This window comes from Fodinicurvata sp. EGI_FJ10296, assembly GCF_040712075.1.
Classification (GTDB): Bacteria; Pseudomonadota; Alphaproteobacteria; order DSM-16000; family Inquilinaceae; genus JBFCVL01.
The window spans coordinates 405,066-423,403 of record NZ_JBFCVL010000001.1; the positions used below are offsets into that span (position 1 = coordinate 405,066).

15 protein-coding genes are annotated in these 18,338 nt (G+C 62.0%); 9 read left to right on the top strand and 6 right to left on the bottom strand.

What is annotated here, in order from left to right:
- Window positions 1-33 precede the first annotated feature (33 nt).
- Window positions 34-2,013, bottom strand: coding sequence for an acetoacetate--CoA ligase (locus tag ABZ728_RS01850; protein ID WP_366653909.1), 1,980 nt, complete (start codon window positions 2,011-2,013; stop codon window positions 34-36).
- Between the two features lie 178 nt (window positions 2,014-2,191).
- Here ABZ728_RS01850 and ABZ728_RS01855 point away from each other — a divergent pair, with 178 nt between their 5' ends.
- The 6 genes from ABZ728_RS01855 (at window position 2,192) to ABZ728_RS01880 (ending at window position 11,042) form a co-directional block, all read left to right on the top strand.
- Complete coding sequence (locus tag ABZ728_RS01855) at window positions 2,192-2,911, top strand: HAD family hydrolase (protein WP_366653910.1); 720 nt, start codon at window positions 2,192-2,194, stop codon at window positions 2,909-2,911.
- Between the two features lie 54 nt (window positions 2,912-2,965).
- Complete coding sequence (locus ABZ728_RS01860) at window positions 2,966-3,973, top strand: BMP family ABC transporter substrate-binding protein (RefSeq protein WP_366653912.1); 1,008 nt, start codon at window positions 2,966-2,968, stop codon at window positions 3,971-3,973.
- 109 nt (window positions 3,974-4,082) lie between these two features.
- Window positions 4,083-4,361, top strand: coding sequence for a hypothetical protein (locus ABZ728_RS01865; RefSeq protein ID WP_366653914.1), 279 nt, complete (start codon window positions 4,083-4,085; stop codon window positions 4,359-4,361).
- Between the two features lie 145 nt (window positions 4,362-4,506).
- Window positions 4,507-5,997, top strand: a complete 1,491-nt coding sequence (locus tag ABZ728_RS01870; RefSeq protein WP_366653915.1) for a D-aminoacylase — start codon at window positions 4,507-4,509, stop codon at window positions 5,995-5,997.
- Between the two features lie 271 nt (window positions 5,998-6,268).
- Window positions 6,269-7,516 (top strand): hypothetical protein, encoded by a 1,248-nt coding sequence (locus ABZ728_RS01875; RefSeq protein ID WP_366653916.1) that lies wholly within the window; start codon window positions 6,269-6,271, stop codon window positions 7,514-7,516.
- A 25-nt stretch (window positions 7,517-7,541) separates the two neighbouring features.
- Window positions 7,542-11,042: a hypothetical protein gene (locus ABZ728_RS01880; RefSeq protein ID WP_366653917.1), complete on the top strand. Its 3,501-nt coding sequence runs from the start codon at window positions 7,542-7,544 to the stop codon at window positions 11,040-11,042.
- Between the two features lie 49 nt (window positions 11,043-11,091).
- Here ABZ728_RS01880 and speE read toward each other — a convergent pair whose 3' ends face one another.
- From speE to ABZ728_RS01895, 3 genes are all read right to left on the bottom strand, one after another.
- Complete coding sequence (speE, locus tag ABZ728_RS01885; protein WP_366653919.1) at window positions 11,092-11,940, bottom strand: polyamine aminopropyltransferase; 849 nt, start codon at window positions 11,938-11,940, stop codon at window positions 11,092-11,094.
- A 137-nt stretch (window positions 11,941-12,077) separates the two neighbouring features.
- Window positions 12,078-12,617 (bottom strand): adenosylmethionine decarboxylase, encoded by a 540-nt coding sequence (gene speD / locus ABZ728_RS01890; RefSeq protein ID WP_366653920.1) that lies wholly within the window; start codon window positions 12,615-12,617, stop codon window positions 12,078-12,080.
- Window positions 12,618-12,892: 275 nt separating this feature from the next.
- The gene (locus ABZ728_RS01895; protein WP_366653922.1) at window positions 12,893-13,738 is read right to left on the bottom strand and encodes a sterol desaturase family protein; all 846 of its coding nucleotides are present in this window, start codon (window positions 13,736-13,738) and stop codon (window positions 12,893-12,895) included.
- 127 nt (window positions 13,739-13,865) lie between these two features.
- Between ABZ728_RS01895 and ABZ728_RS01900 the strand changes: the two genes are divergently transcribed.
- Complete coding sequence (locus ABZ728_RS01900) at window positions 13,866-14,681, top strand: gamma-glutamyl-gamma-aminobutyrate hydrolase family protein (protein WP_366653924.1); 816 nt, start codon at window positions 13,866-13,868, stop codon at window positions 14,679-14,681.
- A 48-nt stretch (window positions 14,682-14,729) separates the two neighbouring features.
- On the opposite strand, the gene ABZ728_RS01905 is transcribed toward ABZ728_RS01900, so the two are convergent.
- Window positions 14,730-15,308, bottom strand: a complete 579-nt coding sequence (locus ABZ728_RS01905) for an Hsp20/alpha crystallin family protein (protein ID WP_366653926.1) — start codon at window positions 15,306-15,308, stop codon at window positions 14,730-14,732.
- A gap of 183 nt (window positions 15,309-15,491) precedes the next feature.
- On the opposite strand from ABZ728_RS01905, the gene xth reads away from it, so the two are divergent.
- Together xth and ABZ728_RS01915 are read left to right on the top strand one after the other, a co-directional pair.
- Complete coding sequence (xth, locus tag ABZ728_RS01910; RefSeq protein WP_366653927.1) at window positions 15,492-16,295, top strand: exodeoxyribonuclease III; 804 nt, start codon at window positions 15,492-15,494, stop codon at window positions 16,293-16,295.
- 488 nt (window positions 16,296-16,783) lie between these two features.
- Complete coding sequence (locus ABZ728_RS01915; RefSeq protein WP_366653928.1) at window positions 16,784-17,416, top strand: hypothetical protein; 633 nt, start codon at window positions 16,784-16,786, stop codon at window positions 17,414-17,416.
- 61 nt (window positions 17,417-17,477) lie between these two features.
- Here ABZ728_RS01915 and ABZ728_RS01920 read toward each other — a convergent pair whose 3' ends face one another.
- A complete protein-coding gene (locus ABZ728_RS01920; protein WP_366653930.1) occupies window positions 17,478-18,200 on the bottom strand; it encodes a winged helix-turn-helix domain-containing protein in 723 nt (240 codons plus the stop codon).
- Window positions 18,201-18,338 lie beyond the last annotated feature (138 nt).

Below are 18,338 nucleotides of genomic sequence, written 5' to 3' on the forward strand. Positions count from 1 at the left end.
TCCGGTTCCTGGACGGCCCCGGTTCCTGAACGACTATGCCTCCAACTCCGGCAGATCGCGGTACAGCTCCAGAGCTTCCGGATTGGCCAGCGCCTCGATATTCCTGACGGGACGGCCATGGACGACGTGGCGGACGGCCAGTTCCGTAATCTTGCCGTTCTTGGTGCGGGGGATGTCCGACACCTGTATGATCTTTGCCGGCACATGACGGGGGCTGGCCTCGGCCCGGATGCGGCGCTTGATCCGGTCGATGAGGTCGTCGCTCAGTGACAGGCCGTCGCGCAGCCGAACGAACAGAATCACCCGTACGTCGTTCTGCCAGTCCTGACCAATCACCAGGCTTTCCAGCACTTCGTCGATCGCCTCGACCTGGCGATAGATTTCAGCCGTGCCAATGCGCACGCCGCCAGGATTCAAGGTCGCATCCGACCGGCCATAGATGATCATCCCGCCGCGCGGCGTCAGTTCGACGAAGTCACCATGGCACCAGATGTTCGGGAATCGGTCAAAATAGGCATCGAAGTATTTGCGGCCGTCGGGGTCGTTCCAGAAGCCGATCGGCATCGACGGAAACGGCCGGGTACAGACCAGTTCGCCCTTTTCGCCGCGCACCGGCTTGCCGTCGTCATCGAAAACATCGACCGCCATGCCCAGCCCCCGGCATTGCAGCTCACCGCGATAGACCGGGGTGATCGGGTTTCCCAGCGCGAAGCATGACAGGATGTCGGTGCCGCCGGAAATCGAGGCCAATTGCACATCCGATTTGATGTGCTCGTATACGAAGTCGAAGCTCTCCGGCGCCAGCGGGCTGCCCGTCGACGCGATCGTGCGCAGATAGCCGAGGTCGTGCGTTGCCCCCGGCTTGACGTCACCTTTCGCCAGGGCGTCGATATATTTTGCCGAAGTTCCGAAGAACGTCATGCCATGGGCCTCGGCATATTCCCAAAGCACGGCCCCGGAGGGATAGAACGGGTTGCCATCATAGAGCAGCAGCGTCGCACCCGATGCCAGCCCCGTGATCAGCCAGTTCCACATCATCCACCCACAGGTCGTAAAGAAGAAGATGTGGTCGCCGGGCCGGATATCCGAATGCAGCCCGTGTTCCTTGACATGCTGAAGCAGGGTTCCGCCGACGCCGTGCACGATGCATTTCGGGACGCCCGTTGTGCCGCTGGAGAACATGATGAACAGCGGATCGTTGAACCCGACCCTGACATAGGGAATTTCGTCAGCGCGGTAAGGCTCGACGAATGCGGGGAACGGCACACCGCCCCGCACCGTCGACGCCTTGTCCGCATCAGGCGTCACATAGGGAACGACGACCGTGCAGAGCACCGTCGGCAGATGTTCCAGGATCGCCGGCAGTTTGTCGAACGCGTCATGGACCTTGCCGCCGTAATAGTATCCATCGGCGGTAAACAGGACCTTCGGCTCGATCTGCCCGAAACGGTCGACGACGCCCTGCACGCCGAAATCGGGCGACGCCGAAGCCCAGACCGCGCCAAGCGAGGCCGTTGCCAGGGCGGCAACGACGGTTTCGGGCATGTTGGGCATGAAGCCGGCGACACGATCGCCCTTCCCGACGCCCAGTGCCTCCAGGCCCTTTGCCGTTTTGGCGACCAGGTCGTGCAGTTCGCGAAAGGTCAGGCAGCGCTCGACCTTGTCTTCGCCGCGAAACACGATTGCGGTGTCATTCGTCCGCCGCTGAAGCAAATTCTCGGCATAGTTGAGGCGGGCATCGGGGAAGAAGCGGGCACCCGGCATGCGGCCCGGATCGACAATCGTCCTGGCACCCTTTTCGCCGGCAATGCCGAAGAAGTCCCAGACTTCGGACCAGAAGGTCTCGCTGTCGTCCACGCTCCACTGATAAAGGGCGTCATAGTCGGGCAGTGACAGCTCGTGGCGTTCCTGCACCCTGGCCATGAACCTGGCCAACCGGCTTTCCTGCCGCCGCGCCTCCGACGGGGTCCAGAGCGGTGTTACTTCGGTGCTCGCTGTGTCTTCCCTGGCCATCAGCCCCTATCCCTCCCGTTGACGCATAGTCCAACGATAAATCGCTTTTGTACCCCTGCCTTAAGGGATAGCTTTGCAGGCCTCATTCGACAACCGATTCCGCTTTGCGTCGCAATCCGACAGCAGATTCACCCTAAAGCCGGCCCCGATCCGACACCGACGACAGGAATGTCCCGACATGCTGACGACCATCGCGTTCGACGGCGACGATACTCTCTGGCACAACGAACGGATCTTCGCCGCGACCCAGGCGCGATTCGAGGACCTGCTTCGCCCGTACGCCGCCGATGTGGATATCCACGATCGGCTGTTCCGAACAGAAAAGAAGAATCTGGCGCTCTTCGGTTATGGCGTAAAGGGCTTCACGCTCTCGATGATCGAGACGGCCCTGGAGATCACCGACCATCGCATCCACGGCGAATCGATAGCCCGGATATTGCAATGGGGGCGCGAGATGCTGGCCGAGCCGGTGGAACCTCTGACCGACGTCAGGGAAACACTTCAAGCGCTCCACGGCAGTTATCACCTCATCGTCATCACAAAGGGCGATCTGTTCGACCAGGAGAACAAGGTCGCGCGGTCGGGTCTGGCAGACCTGTTCAACCGCGTGGAAATCGTGTCGGAAAAGGACGAAGCGACCTATAGGGACATCCTCGCGCGGTCCGGCACGAAACCGGAGGCCTTCGTCATGGTGGGCAACTCCTTGCGGTCGGACATCCTGCCCGTCCTGTCTCTCGGCGCCCGGGCCGTCCATATCGAATACGAGATCACCTGGGCCCACGAGGACGCCGAGAAGCCGGCCGACTCAAGCGGACGGTTCTGGCGGCTCGACCATATCGGGGCTTTGCCGTCCCTGATCCGTCGGATCGACGCAATGGATCCCATGCTGCGAAGCTGAGCACGACCTTCAACGCCGCCCCTGACTCCAGCCGAATCGATCGGAGACCCAACCATGCTGCGACGAACCCTGATCCGGATTTCCGCTGCCCTGACAGCCGCCATTCTTGTGCTGCCCGCCGGTCCCGTGCTGTCCGGGGATGCGGGATCGATCACCCCGGGTGTGATCTATGCCGTGGGCGAGAAGTTCGACGGCAGCTTCAACGAGGGCGCCTATAACGCCCTTACCGCCTTCCGCGAGGAAACGGGCACAGACTTTCTGGAGGTATCGCCTGCCAACCCGACGGAATTTCCCCAGGCGGTCGACCGTCTGACCCGGCGCGGCGTCGACACCATCATTGTTGTCGGGTTCTATTATGCCGAGCCGCTGTCCGAGGCGGCGGCAACCCATCCCGATGTCGACTTCACGATCATCGACAGCGTCGCCGACGCGCCCAACGTCCGCTCGATTCTGTTCCGCGAGCATGAAGGCGCCTTTCTGACCGGCATCATGGCGGCCATGCACAGCGAAACCGGCGCCATCGGTTTTGTCGGCGCTCTGGATATTCCCCTGATCCGCAAATTCATAACCGGGTTTGAGGAAGGGGCGCGCTACATCGACCCCGACATCGAGTATTTCGTCAATTTCGTCGGCAACACACCCGCGGCGTTCAACGACCCGTCGACGGGCAGTGAACTGACGCTCAGCCAGATCGACCGCGGCGCCGACGTCGTCTTCGCTGGTGCCGGGAACTCCAACCGCGGGGTTTTTCAGGCCGCCGCGGACCGGGGTGCCTTCGCCATCGGCGTCGACTCCAATCAGAACCACGAACAGCCCGGCACCATACTGACGTCGATGCTGAAGCGGGTCGATAATGCGGTTCTCGATTCCCTTCATGATTCCCTCGACGGCATCTGGGAACCGGGCGCGCTGTCGCTCGGCATCGCCGAGGGCGGCGTCGGCGTTGCGCTCGACGACAACAACTGGCCGCTGGTCACACCGGAAATGATGCTGGCCGTTCAGGATGCCATGGTGGCGATAGCAACCGGGGCGCTCGACGTTACCGACGCTTCGCTGGAATAGCCATGCTTCAACAGCTTGAGCAGCTTCATCGATACTTAACGCTGTATTAACGGGAATTCGGAGAAGCTTTCCGGCGGAATGTCCCGATGACGCGGAAAGGTCCACCAGCATGTCGGCTGACAAGAACGCCATCCTCAAACAGATCGCCGAAATCAGATCCCGGCTCGATCCGTCAACTCTCCACCGGGTCGAAGCCATCGTGCAGCCACTGGTCGAACAGGGTGCCCTCGGTCCCGGTGGCTCCGGGACCGGCACGAAGTCCTCTTCGACCGTCGCCTATGACCGCGAAACCGCAGTTTCGGCGGTCAAGGTATTCCTGGACAGCCGCGCCGACGGCGGCAACTTCAAACGCCGTTTGCGCCAGGCTCTGAAACGCGAGACCCACTGATGCCGCCCCGACGGCGCTGACGCCGAAGCAGAACTGCCCGCCGGGCGAGTGACGTACCCGCCCGCTTTCGGCATAGAGGAGTAAAATCACCGGTCACCGGCGCGCCGCTTTGCATCTCGGGGTAGGATGGTGCAAAGATTCGGCCATGACCCAAATCGATATCGCCATCACCAACGCCACCATCGTCGACGGGTCCGGGCGACCCGGCTTTCGGGGCACCGTATACCTCAGCGGCGACCGCATCGCGTCAGTCGTCGCCGAAGGCGATGGTCCCGGGGCGGACGGTCCCGGCCCGGCCACGCCCGCTCGCCGCACGATCGACGCCGGAGGCCGGATTCTTGCGCCCGGATTCATCGACGTCCATACCCACGACGATGTCGCCCTGATCGTTCGCCCCGAAATGCCGGAAAAGCTGACACAGGGCGTCACATCCGTGATCGCCGGGCATTGCGGTTTCAGCCCGTTTCCACTTCCGGCGTCGGGGCCCCTGCCCCAGGAATTCGGGATCCTGCTGCCCGACGACCGCTATCGCTTTCCCACGATGTCCTCGTATTTGCGTGCCGTCGCCGATGCCGGTCCGGCCGTCAACTATATGGCGCTGGCCGGTCATTCCGCGCTGCGTGTCGCCGCCATGAGTGACCTGACGCGCGCTGCCGACCGGCGGGAGATTTCGACGATGATCAGCCACCTTGAGGAAGCGCTCGACGCCGGCGCGATCGGGCTCAGTTCCGGTCTTGCTTATGCCATGGCGCGGGGATCGGACACCGCGGAACTGGTGTCTCTGGCAGCGGCCATGCGCGGCGCGACGGGCGGCTTCTACGTCACCCACCTGCGCGACGAAGGGGATGGCCTGATCGACGCCGTGGAAGAAGCGCTCACAATCGGGCGCGAGGGCGGCGTTCCGGTGATTTTCTCCCACCACAAGGCCACCGGTGCCGCCAATCACGGCAAGACGGCGCAGTCGCTGGCCCTGATCGACGCAGCGCGGGCGCATCAGCGGATCGGCATCGACGCCTATCCCTATACGTTCTCCTCCACCGCCCTGACGATTGATCGCGTCCGGCGCGGCGGTGTCGTGGTTGTTGCCCGCTCGGGCACGATGCCGGAAATGACTGGCAAGCGGCTCGACGCCGTCGCCGCCGAACTCGGCTGCGATATCGACGCGGCCGTCGAACGGCTTCAGCCGGCTGGCGCCCTCTATTTTGCCATGGACGACGACGATGTGGACCGGGTGCTGGCATTCGCCATCACCATGATCGGGTCCGACGGTCTGCCGTTCGACCCCCGCCCGCACCCGCGACTCTGGGGAACTTTCCCCCGCGTGCTCGGCCGGTATGTCCGTGAGCGGGGGGTGTTGACGCTGGAGGATGCCGTCTACCGGATGACGGGGTTGGTCGCTGACACCTTTGGCATCGCCAGCCGGGGACGGATCGCCCCGGACTTGCAGGCCGATATCGTGTTGTTCGACGACAGCACGATCGCCGACGCGGCGACCGCCGAGGATCCGCTGGCCCCGTCCCTTGGCATCGATACCGTCATCGTCAATGGACGGATCGCCATCGATAACGGCCGGCTAACCCGGGAGCGGGCGGGCACGCGGATGAGCCTCATTCAGTCCCCCCTCAGCAGCGCCTGACCGGCATTGTCCGGATTTAACCTCAATGACTTAACTCAAAGCGCGATTTCCGGAACTGCAGATGAAGCATTTTTACCGCTATGACACCGCAGATCGAGGATTTCCGGCAATACTGGTGAGACATCCGGGCAAAGTCCCGCAGCGCGGCTAGCGGGAAATTCGACACGACCGCTGCTTGTATTGTCAGGACGGTGCGCTATAGTGGGAATGCCGTCATACATTTGTCTTCCTTCTTCCCGGCAACCCCACCGACAACAGACGAGCCGCCGCCTTGACAACACACCCCAATTTCGAGTCCCTCCACTCCATCGCTCCTCGTTCGGCCATATCGGCCCTTGCTTCGCCGGTTCTGTTCGGCGCGGCGGCATTGGCCGCGCCATCCGCCATGGCGCAACCGGCGCCGGGCGACGTCATCGGCCAGATCAACGCTACGATCGACGGCGAAGCGATCGTACGCGACATCATCGCACCGCGACCCGACACCGAAGGCGGGGTCATGGTCGACTGGTCCGACAGGGGCGGCTTGACCGAACTTGATGTTGCCATTTTCGGGTTGCCTGAAGGGCATCCGGGACGCGACGGCAGCACGATTTTTGGCTCCGGCCTCGTCTTGATTGAACTCGACTTCGAGTCCGGGGGCGCAGAAAATCCACTCGCAGCCGCAACGCCGGACACGCTGGTGGATGGCGGCATCACCGTTATCGATGACTGGCCTGAAGATGACAGTGTGCCGGTCCGCGCCTGGTTGGCCGACCTGGACGATATGGACAGCTTCAACCTGGAAGAGGTGCATTTCTCTGAAGGCGATTACACGATCATCGCCGAATTCACCACAAGCCGCCTTTGTCTGTTCGACGAAGGCGATTTCGATCTCGAACCCGTCCTTCAAGACGGCGTCCACATATGTCGGGACGCGTCGGTCCAGGTCGCAGTCCAGACGACTCCCCAGGCATCAATTGGGGCTACGACACAAGCGGCACCCGACGAAACGCCGACCGAGGTCGAGATTCTGGGCCGTATTGAAGGCACCCTCGACGGACAAACCCGGGAATGGATCACCATTTTCTCGGCAGACCCTCAACCGTCAGCGACGGCTTATTGGTCAGAGACCCCGGAGGGTGGCCCCGTTGAGATCAGTATTCAGGGCCATGATCCGGAAAGTGAAGAGTTCCTGTCGGAGGGCGTTCTTGTCGTCCGTCCCGACTGGCTGTCACAAGAGGGCTGGACCAATCAGATCGACAGGGAAGTCCGCGCTGAAATTCTCTACGTCGTAGAGGCCGACGGCCGTGTACCGACGCTACTCTACACCAGCGAGGACAGCCCTCGGGCCTCTGGGTCTGTGCGGTTCGAAGTCCTGGAATTCGCCTCTCCGTTCGGTGACGCCACTGGCAGGGTGACCGGCACCGTCTGCCGCGTCGAGCGTGCCGGCATCAACTTCCAGACCGATCCCGAAGACTGTTTGGCGCTGGACGCCAACTTCGAGACCGAGATACGCGATGGCGCGGCCGGTTTGCGCTGAACTGCATTCTATGGATATGTGAGATATGCGGATTTGGCTTCTGTGCGGCAGCATTGCCGCCCTGCTGATCGGCGCGGCCGCCACAATGGGACAGGCCGAAGCCCAGCGCGAGGTATTTCCCATTCCCAGCCCGTCGCGTCCGTCCGATCGGTCCGGTTCCGGCGATGATGCCTCCCCTGCACCACCACCGACGCCGTTGCAACGCGCGATGACGATGCGCGGCGCCGACGTCGTCTGGGCCCTGAAAAGCGAAGGGTCATGGACCGTCGACATGGGAGGAACAGCCAGAGCCCGGATCGTGGCAGGTCATGTCGTCGTCCAATTGCAGGACGAGGAATGGCCGTTCCCGATCACCATCGGTGGGCCGCTTTCGGCTCAGACCGGCGACATTCATCATATTCCGTTCTCGCAGGTACGGGGGGCGTCTCACCCGCGATCCGGCATCGGTGCCGGGGCGCTGAATTACCTGGACCCGACGACCCGTTTGCCGGATTCCGACTTCAGCGGCGCCATCCTGCAGACAGACACGGGCTCGCTGCGTGTCGATCTCGATGATGGCGGATTCGCCATGCAATTCCGGGCTCATGTCGTGGAATGCCGTAATTGGCGATCCGGCGAGACGGGCCAGGAACCATGCCTCTCGTCGCTGGCAGGGGCCCGCATCCCGACAGGCCGAACTGGCTTCGTGTCAGGATGGGTTTGCGCCGTCGACCAATGGGAACGAGACCCCGAATCCTGCGATCCGCCGTTGAATGTCGATCTGGTCACGCCGCAGCCGGACCGCGAGAACGTCAATTATGAAGATCCACAGATCGCAGTCGTTTTCAGCGAACCTGTCGAATTGGCGACGCTTGAGAATAATTTCACCCTCCATTCATTCGGTTCCGACGGCGCAAGACTGGATGTCACCGGCGAATGGCGGCAGATCGGTCACAGCCGCTATGGCTTTGATCCAACCGGCGGGTTCGAGTTGCGTTCCGGCATTCGCCTGCAAGGTGAAATCGCCGGTGGCGTGGACGGCGTTCAGGCGCGTGACACTGACAAGATCCTTGAAGACAACGTTACGTGGGACTTTTCGACGCTGCTCAATCTGTCAGAGCAATGGGACAGCAGCGAAGACCAACTTCGGCTTCACAATTTCCAGGTGGTGCGCGACAGTCGCCTCACCGCCGAAAAGCCGACGATGACGCGGCTTTATCTCGACTGGGAGCTTCACGACGATATCCATGCCGATTGGCAGCCGGAAAGCTATTCGATGCGCACAGACCTGTCGCCCGAGCCGGCCCGGATATCGGCGCAACGCGGTGTCCCCACCGGCCCCGAGGGTCCGATCCGGATATGGCGCGACGCGACCTTCGACGACGAAGACCGGCGCCACGCCCGGCATACGGTCAACTTCTTCGACTGGCGGCCATCGTCAGCAAGCGGCGGGACACAGACGCTTCGGATATCGCCCTGGCAGCCCTGGCCAACACCACTGGAAGACGCCCGGCAAACGGCGGATCATGACTTCCGGGTCTGGCCTCATGATCCCGATACGCTTCACTTGCATTACACATTTGCCGAGGTCGGCGCGTGGTCCGACGGCGTCCCGGCCGAAACTCAGGATCTGGCGTCGGCCGTGATGCGCGAGACGGCCCGGCAGGTACCCGGTTTCTTTCCCCATCGGCAAGCGCGCTCCGTCGGGATCGTCGCCATTGATCCCATATCCGCCGCGACCGCGCCCGGACTGAATTATGACGCAGATGGCAACCGGGTCGAGCCTGCCTTCGACCGGGACGAGGTCTTCGAGCAAATCCAGCCGTCGTCGGACCTGGCCTGTCAGTTCCTGCGGGGCGTCATGCCGAAACCCGAGGACCTGAAGGACCAGATCGGCGGAACGGCCTATTATTTGCTCAATGCCTTCAGGGGTGAGGCCGCACGGCTTCGCGCCCATACCCGGCCGGGTGATGTGGTGGTCGTCTTTGTGCCGGAAGATTTCTTTACCGGCGGCACAGCCGGATACGCGGTGGGGATGGCATTCTACAGCTCCGGTCACACCAATTTCAGCTTCCCGGACATGCGCTCCTATATCTCGGTCCTGCCATCGGGCGACGAGTTCGACCCGGATTTCGACCATTTGGTCCAGATTCATCTGCATGAGCTGGGGCATGAGTTCGGCCTGGAGCATGTTCCCGGCGACGCGCAAACCGCGTGTCCGGAATCCGCCAACACTGTTGCCGCAAGCGCGCTGCAAGGCCGCCGGGTCGAGCCGATCGAGGGTTGGCGCATGGCGCCCTCCGGATTGGACGGCTGGAACAAGTCTCAAGAGGAAGGCAACGCGCAGTCGCCAGACACCCTGGTATCGATGATGTGGCCCTGGGCCATGCCGACCGGGCTTATGGGCATACTGAATTCCAGTTATGACCGCATGCAGCGCTCCATGGCCACAGGCCCGGCGGCGATCTGGCAGGCTCAGGCCACGCCGCCCGCAATCGGGCCGCTGCGCACGGCCGCAGACATTCAGGCCGACCGGATGCGCGCACCACATCAAATCGGAAACCACCGCTCTGACAGTCATACCGCCGCTGACCGACCGACACGGACATGGCTGGCATCGGCATCGGGCGACGACGGTCTTCTTGTGGCCGCCACCGCCGCAAATGATCAATCCGACCGGCTTATCGTCACCGGAACGATCGCCCCGGACCGCAGCGGGCTGAGGCTCGCGCCGCCGGTATTCGCATCGGATGCATGGCCGGCGCCCCGTTCCGGTGGTTTGCGCGCCGAATTGATTGACGCGCAAGGTGCTGTCATCGCGACCGCACCGGTCGGCTTTTTCACTGAAGCAGGGGGAACCGGCTGGCGGCCGTTCCGGGCCAGCCTGCCCACTGATCAGGATGCCGCCGCGCTGGTGATTCGCGAAGGAGCAGAGATCAGGGCGCGGCTGGAGACGGCCGGCCCAACGCCTCGAATTGTGACCGCGGAGGTATCGCCCGCCACACTTGACGATGCGCAACTCCTCCTTGAATGGACGACCGGCGGGGCGGCTGAGTATGCCGATATCGCGTACAGCCCCAGCGGCGCGCCGCCCTGGCAATTCATGGCAACGGGTATCGACGCGGGGTCGCAATCCGCGTCCCTGCCTCTGGACGGTTTCGTCCCGGGCCGGGCGCCGACACTTCGGCTGACAGTTCATGACGGCCTGAGAGCCGATCAGCACGTGATTCAGGTAACACCGGCGATGACGCCCCAGCGATTGCACGTCTCGCCGCCGGAGACCGTCCCCTGGATGGCAGGGGGTCCGGTCACGATCCAGGTTGACGGCATCATTCCGCCGACCGAGATCACCGACGCTCTTGTCGTGTATGACGCGGCGGATCGACCGATTGAATGGCAGGGCCACCACAACCCGGCGACATCAACCGTCTCGATCCTGCCGGCCAATCCGGGCGACGGTGAACCGCCCTATCGCCTCGATGTCGATTCGCAAATGGCGGCCGAATGGAACCTGCACCTATCGGGCGATAGGTCCTGGGCAGAATGAACTTATCGTCCGGGACCCCGTCGATGATGCGGCGAACAACGATAATTCGTCACGCAGCAACGTGCCGCTCGACCATCCGGGGCAGTGCGAAGCTGGCGACATGCAGCGAGGGCGTATAGTAGTCTGATTCGAACCCGCTCTTGGCCGCCCGGCCCGCGATCGTCTCGGCATCCCATTGCCGGTGCGCGGGATTGTCGCTCGCCCATGCGAAAGTCATCATCCCGCCCTGATAGGTCGGGACTGCGGCGACATAGGCTGTCACATCGCCGAAATGCTGGCGCATCCGCCCATAGGTCCGCTTCTGCTCGCCGTGATCGAGATAGGGAACGCCGTTCTGGGTGACCAGGATTCCACCGGGCGTCAGCGCCCGCTTGCAGTGGCCGTAGAATTCTTCGGTGAAAAGCACCTGGTTCGGGCCGGTCGGATCACTGCTGTCAACGATGATGACATCGAAGCGGTCTTCGGTCTCGGCGACGAATCGGGCACCGTCCGCTATCAGCAGGTTGGCCCGGGGGTCCTCGAACGCGCCGGCTGAAATCATGGGAAGAAATTCGAGCGCCAGGTCGATGACGCTCCGGTCGATTTCGACCATCGTGACCTGGTCAAGGGGGTGGCAGAGACAGCGGCGGAGCATGCCGCCATCACCGCCGCCGATGATCAGCACCCGACGGGCGGCGCCATGAGCGAGAATGGGCACATGGGCCATCATCTCGTGATAGATATGTTCGTCGAAGGTCGTCGTCTGAACGATGCCGTCCAGTCCCATTACTCGACCGAGGGTCTTGTTCTCGAAAATGATCAGATCCTGGTGCTGGGTTCGTTCCTGATGAAGGATCCTGTCGATTCTCAGGATCTGCCCCACGCTTTCGTGAAGTGCTTCAGTATACCATTCGGTCATTGCCCAATTCCCCTCCGATGACGGCCTCTGTCGGGCTGGCCCGTTTTCTGCCGACGAAACGAACAGCGCCGGCCGGGGTAACCCGACCGGCGCCATCGCTTGCTCGATTCCAGTTGAAACTTTCGCAGCGTGGCGACTCAGGCCGCCGTGCCGGTCCGAAGCTTTGCCGTGTCGACGCCGGTTTCGGCAACGCGGCCGCGGCGCATATCGCTGACATCCACCCGGCCAGGGTCGAAAGCGTCGCGCAGAACCGGAATGGCATCGGCTGGTTCGCTGTCGCCGCACATAAACACATCCAGTGCCGCATAACCGATTTCCGGCCAGCTATGAATGGAGATATGGCTTTCCGCCAATACCGCAACGCCGGAAATACCGCCGTTCTCGGTGAAGTGATGCAGGTGAATGTGCAGCAGCGTCGCCTTGGCGGCAGTAACCGCCTTGATCAGGGTCTGCCGGACGTGGTCGATATCGTCGAGACGCGAGGCCTCCCACAGATCGATGATCAGATGGGTGCCGGCAAAATACTCGCCGTCCTTGCTGATGAAGTGATCCATGTTCGTGGACGACGGCACATCAGTCGGCGCGCCGTTCAACGACGGTCCCGTACCGCCACTCGCCACGTCCGCAGGCGCTTCACTCGTGATCTTCGCGACGTTCATGGGGGAAACGTTGGACACACTGCTCCCCTGAGCCAAACTGGTGTCCAAGTCGAACCCCTCTGAACGCGCGACCATTTGCGTGGTCATAATCCGGTACTCCAAAAATCCGGTTGCGCATCAGATGGTGACCCGGCTCCAGTCTGCTCAGCACGTCCGGCGGCTGGCATTGTCCTGACGAGCACGTCATCGTCGGACGTGCTGAACAGACCCTTGCAGAGTTCCTGAGATATCGGCGGTCCCAAGCGCTAACGCAAGGCAAAAATACAACCGGACCAACCGGTGGCGACTTCCTGTTACCGATCGGCACCATCGGCAGATTCTTCAGCCTTGCCAACGGCCGCCGCTTTTCCCCCGGCTGCGTCGTCGCGCGGCCGGAAAGGACGCAGGATGAGCCGCCCGATATCCAGTTCCCGTCGGTTCTCGACGCCGATCGGCATGCCTGCCCAGCGTCGGGTGCGGCTTCGGGTCGCAAACAGCCGATCCCAGACACTGAGGATTGTGCCGTAATTGCTGTCGGTATCCCGCCTTATTGCGTGATGGTGGACCCAATGGATGCCAGGGGTAATCACGACCCATTGCAGGGCAGCTTCGAGCCGCGGCGCCAGGCGAATATTCGAATGGTGGAACACGGCGGCAATCAGGATCAGCGTTTCGAATACGATGATCGACGCGATGGGAATGCCGAGAAGAATGACGATCAGCGCCCGCACGGCAGCGCCCATCAGCACCTCGCCAAAGTGGAATCGGATGGCCGATGTCGTGTCTAGAAATTCATCCAGGTGATGAATCTCATGGAAACGCCACAAAAACTGGCTCTCGTGATTGGCGCGATGCCACCAATAGATCCAGCAGTCGAGAATGAGAAGATCGATGATCAGGCCGGGCGCGCCCGACCACCAGGCCGGCCGCCAGTCAAGCGCATGACTTGTGGCCCAGACGGACACAGGGATGACGACGAGCGGGCTGAGACCACTGTTGAACACCCACAGCATGGCGTTTCGGGTCACGCGGCGCCACGGCGGCAAGTCCGGCGGCGCCGGCGTCCGCGGCGCGAGCCGTTCGAGCATGAACAGCGCCGCCAGCCATGCGACCACCGCAATGCCCTTATAGTTTACCAGAGCTTGAACTGACTGATCCATAAGGCGACGATATAGACTGATGGGTCGGCAGGTCCATCAGACATCGCGTCGCTAATGGTAAACCCTTAGTATCGGGAAACTGCATCGGACCCGCATCGCATTTACCGAACCTGGAGTGACCTCGCCCATGCCAAACCATGATGCCGACCCCGACGGCGCCGGTTCCCGGCTGAAAAAGGGGACGAGCAAGGGGCGGCCCGTCGTCGGCATTCCCTGCTGCATGAAGCAGATCGGGCTGCACCCGTTCCATATCGCCGGCGACAAGTATATCCGGGCCGTGGCTGACGGCGCTGGCGCATTACCGTTTCTGATTCCGGCGCTGGGCGATGACTATGACTGGGACGAGGTGCTGGATCGCCTGGACGGCATCCTGCTCACCGGCAGCCCTTCGAATGTCGAACCTGCGCACTATCAGGGGCCGGAAAGCGACGCCGGCACGCTGCACGATCCGGCTCGCGACGCAACGACGCTGCCGTTGATACGGGCTGCAATCGATCGCGGTCTTCCGCTACTGGGCATCTGCCGCGGCTTTCAGGAGATCAACGTCGCTCTTGGCGGCACACTCCACCAGAAGGTTCACGAAATCCCATCGCGCCTTGATCACCGTGCCGACGATACGCAGACAGCCGATATACAATATGGTCTCGCTCACCGGGTTTCCGTGGCGGCCAATGGTCTTCTGGAAAAGCTGTTCACCGAGCCGCAACCGCTCGTGAACTCTGTCCACAGTCAGGGCGTCGACCGGCTGGCGCCCGGTCTGTCAATCGAAGCGACCGCGCCCGACGGCCAGATCGAAGCCTTTCGGTCCGTGACCACACCCGGATTCGTGCTGGCCGTCCAATGGCACCCTGAATGGCGGTATTGGGAGTCGCCGGAAAGCACAGCCCTTTTCCGCCATTTTGGAGAGGTCGTGCGGACCGCGCGCGACCGGCGACCGCTCTAGCGGCCGCCGACGCCATGGACCCAATCGGCCGCCGGTCGGCGGATTGGATCACGATCCGCTGATCGCGATCTTTCGGCTTTCCGCCTCGGCGGGCTTCTGTACTGTCACCTTCAGCACGCCGTTCGACATGGTCGCCTTCACCGAATCGGCTTCGACTCCGGGGGGAAGGTCGACGGACCGATAGAACGCGCCATAACTCCGTTCAGTCACGTGATAGGCCTTGCCCTTTTCCTCCGTCCGCTCGGACTTCTTTTCGCCGCGGATGGTCAGCACGTCGCCCGCAAGCGATATATCGATGTCATTCTGCTCCATTCCAGGCAGTTCAGCGGTGATCTCGATCTCTTTGTCAGTCTCTGCAATATCAATGCGCGGCACCGCCCGACCGGAGGTCAGCGCGCCGAAACCGCGGCCGAAATTGTTGCTGAACTCATCGAACAGCCGGTCGACTTCCTTCTGAAGTGCATCGAATCCACTGGCTTCTGGTCTGCTCAGGCCCGTCCGGCCGCGTCCAAACGGAACCATTGATCGGATATCCATCGAAAACCTCCAAATTTGAACTCGGGGCCAGATCTGAATTCCGGTATTGCCTATCCGCCTTTCAGATAAGTATCGCATCGCCCATTCCAAGAGGTTTTCCAAAGGGTTAGTACGTTTTTTCCGGCGTTCGCAACGCTCTGGTTCATGGACTGTGGCTCCGCTTGACGGCCACGCAGCGCAGCAGGGAGTGACGCGGGTCATCTCCCCTTGTGAATTTGTGTTACATCCTCGGCCCGGAACCGATCGCCTCACTCAACAAAAGGCAACATTCCCGTGCGTATAGCGACCTGGAACATCAATTCCGTTCGGCTCAGGATCGACCTGGTGCTACGTTTCCTTGAATCGCATCGGCCCGATGTCCTCTGTCTTCAGGAGACGAAAGTGGTCAGGGATCTCTTTCCGGCCAATGCTTTTCGCGACCTTGGCTATGGCCATATCGCGATCGCCGGCATGAAAGGATACAATGGTGTCGCCATCCTCTCGCGCTTGCCGATCGACCACAGCGAAAGCCTCACATGGTGCGACCGCGATGACGCGCGCCACATCGCCGTGCGTCTGGTTGACGGGCCTGAGATCCACAATCTCTATATTCCTTCCGGCGGCGACGTTCCGGACCCCGCAAACAACCCGAAATTCGCGCACAAACTGGCATTTGTCGAGGAACTGACAGCCTGGTTGCCCGGCACGGTGACCCGCGCACGGGGCCAGGGCCGCGACGTTGTCGTGGTTGGCGACCTGAATATCGCGCCGATGGAAAATGATGTCTGGTCTCACAAACAGATGCTTGGCGTTATCAGCCACACCCCTGCGGAAGTCGAGGCGCTCAATCGATTGCAGCAAGCCAGCGGTATGATCGACGCCAGCCGGCATTTTGTTCCGGCTGAGGAAAAGCTTTTCAGTTGGTGGTCCTACAGGTCCCGCGACTGGTCGACGTCGGACCGTGGCCGCCGCCTCGACCATGTGTGGGTGACGCCGGGACTCGGCGGCCGGTTGCGAGACCACGGGATTTTGCGTGACGCCCGCGGCTGGATGCCGAAGCCGTCCGATCACGTGCCGGTGTGGGTCGATATCGACTGACGCTCATGTTTTTGGATTGGCACGAAAGGCCAGTCCGATTGCCGCAGTTCAGAATTTCTAGGCATGTCAATAGCCACGCTTTTCTGCCTGTTCAGTTGGGCAAACTGGGAATGCAGTTCCACTTTTTGCGCCAGGCAGGGGCCTGCATTCACGAACCGAGAGAAAATTATTGTGCAAATTCAGGATGTTGTGCTCACAGCATTCGGCTCCGTCGACCCAGCCCGGACATCCGCCGGACATGTCCTGGCACAAAGCCGCCAAACTCTCTGGGTTCCGGGTCAAAACCCGATCCTTCGGGCAGACCAGACTTGCATTTGCCGAACCGGAGTTCCGGCGTCGGCGCGGAGCAACCATTACTAGACATGGTCCTCGGGGCACGAAAGGCGTCTCGGCTAGGTCACCATCGTCTTGCCGCCCGCCTTGTCAGCGGGCGCGCTTCGACTCTCTGCAGCCTTTCCTTCGGCAACGGCGGCTGGTATCTGTCGACTATGCCTGAAAACCTGCGTCAACATTCACCGCCCTCTGGTGCCGATACCGCCACGGTGCTGCGCTATCGCAGATCACCATTGGTCGGAGACTATCTTCGCGGCGGGGCCGGCGCCGTTATGGCCGGTCTTCCAATGGTTCTGGTCGACGTCCACTGGATTCCCGGCATCGTGCTGGGGTCGATACTGACCGTGTTTGCTGCGTTCCTGATCAGAACGGCCATGCGCCATGCCACCGCCGTAACGGTCGACAATGTGGGCCTTCGAGTATCGGGCCCGCTCGGGCGGTCTCTTCGGTGGCAGGAACTGACCGATATGTCGGTCAAGTATTTCTCGACAAAGCGCGACCGTTCCGAAGGCTGGATGACCGTCCGTCTCGATTCGTCGAACTCAAGCGTCAAGCTGGAAAGCACGCTGGACGAATTCGACATGGTTCTGAGCCGGGCAGCCGCCGCGGCGCGGCGCAATGACCTCGTCCTCGACGATGTCACCCGTGCCAACCTGTCCGCTCTGGGCATCGACACCGGTGATGATGGCGATACTGGCGGCTCGGGCCTCGTAACGGGGGGGTGGGACTGGCGCGCCGTCTCCGGGACGTCGGTTGCCGGTGACACTGGACCTCACGCCCGAGACTGACGCCCCCGATTGAAGTCGGAGCCCCCACCGAAGCCCACGACAGCGGCGAGCGTCAGAGCCGTTAGGCCAGCGTGGCCGCGCCATTCACGTTCAAGCGATAGCCACCGGGCTCGGTATGCACCAGTCCCGGTCCTTCGGGTCCGAGCGCCTCCAGTTTGCGGCGCAGACGATAGATATGGGTTTCCAGTGTGTGTGTCGTCACGCGATCATTATAGCCCCACACCTCGCCAAGGAGTGTATCGCGCGTAACCGGTCCATGAATCCGACTGCTGAGAAAGACCAGAATCGCGGTCTCCTTTTCCGTCAGCCGAACGCTGGTCCCTTTTTCGCCGTCCTCGATCACCTTTGCGCCCGGATCCAGATGGAAGGGTCCGAGGACCACGGATCGGGCGCCCGGACCCTCACGCACCAGACTGGCCCGCAGCACCGCCATCAATGTCGCAAGTCTGACCGGACAGACGACGGCATCCCAGGCGTCCTCCGCTTCGTCGCCGGGCGGCCGGAGGGCTTCGGGATCCGTCGTCATCACGACGATCGGCACCGATGGCGAGATGGCGCGGATATCGTGCCACAATGCCGAAATGGCGCTTTGTGGATCGGGGGCCGCTGCCGGAGCGCAGAGGAGGACGACGTCGACGGGGTCCTCCTCCAGATATTTCAGTGCGGCATCCGCCGCCGCAGCGTGGCGCAGCTGCAGAATATCGTCTCCCTGCAGCGCGTCGCCCAGAACGTCGATCAGGATCGTTTCTTCGGCCACGACGAGGATTGTCTGACGCTTTTCCATGTTGCCCGGTCCATTCCTTCCGGTACACGATCCTGGTTGCGGCCAGGGCCGGCGACACTGCAGGTATCGGTACCGAAGGCCGCTGTTGTTGCTCTCAATGTGCGAATCCTATCTTGTTAACGGGTCAGGTGACAGACC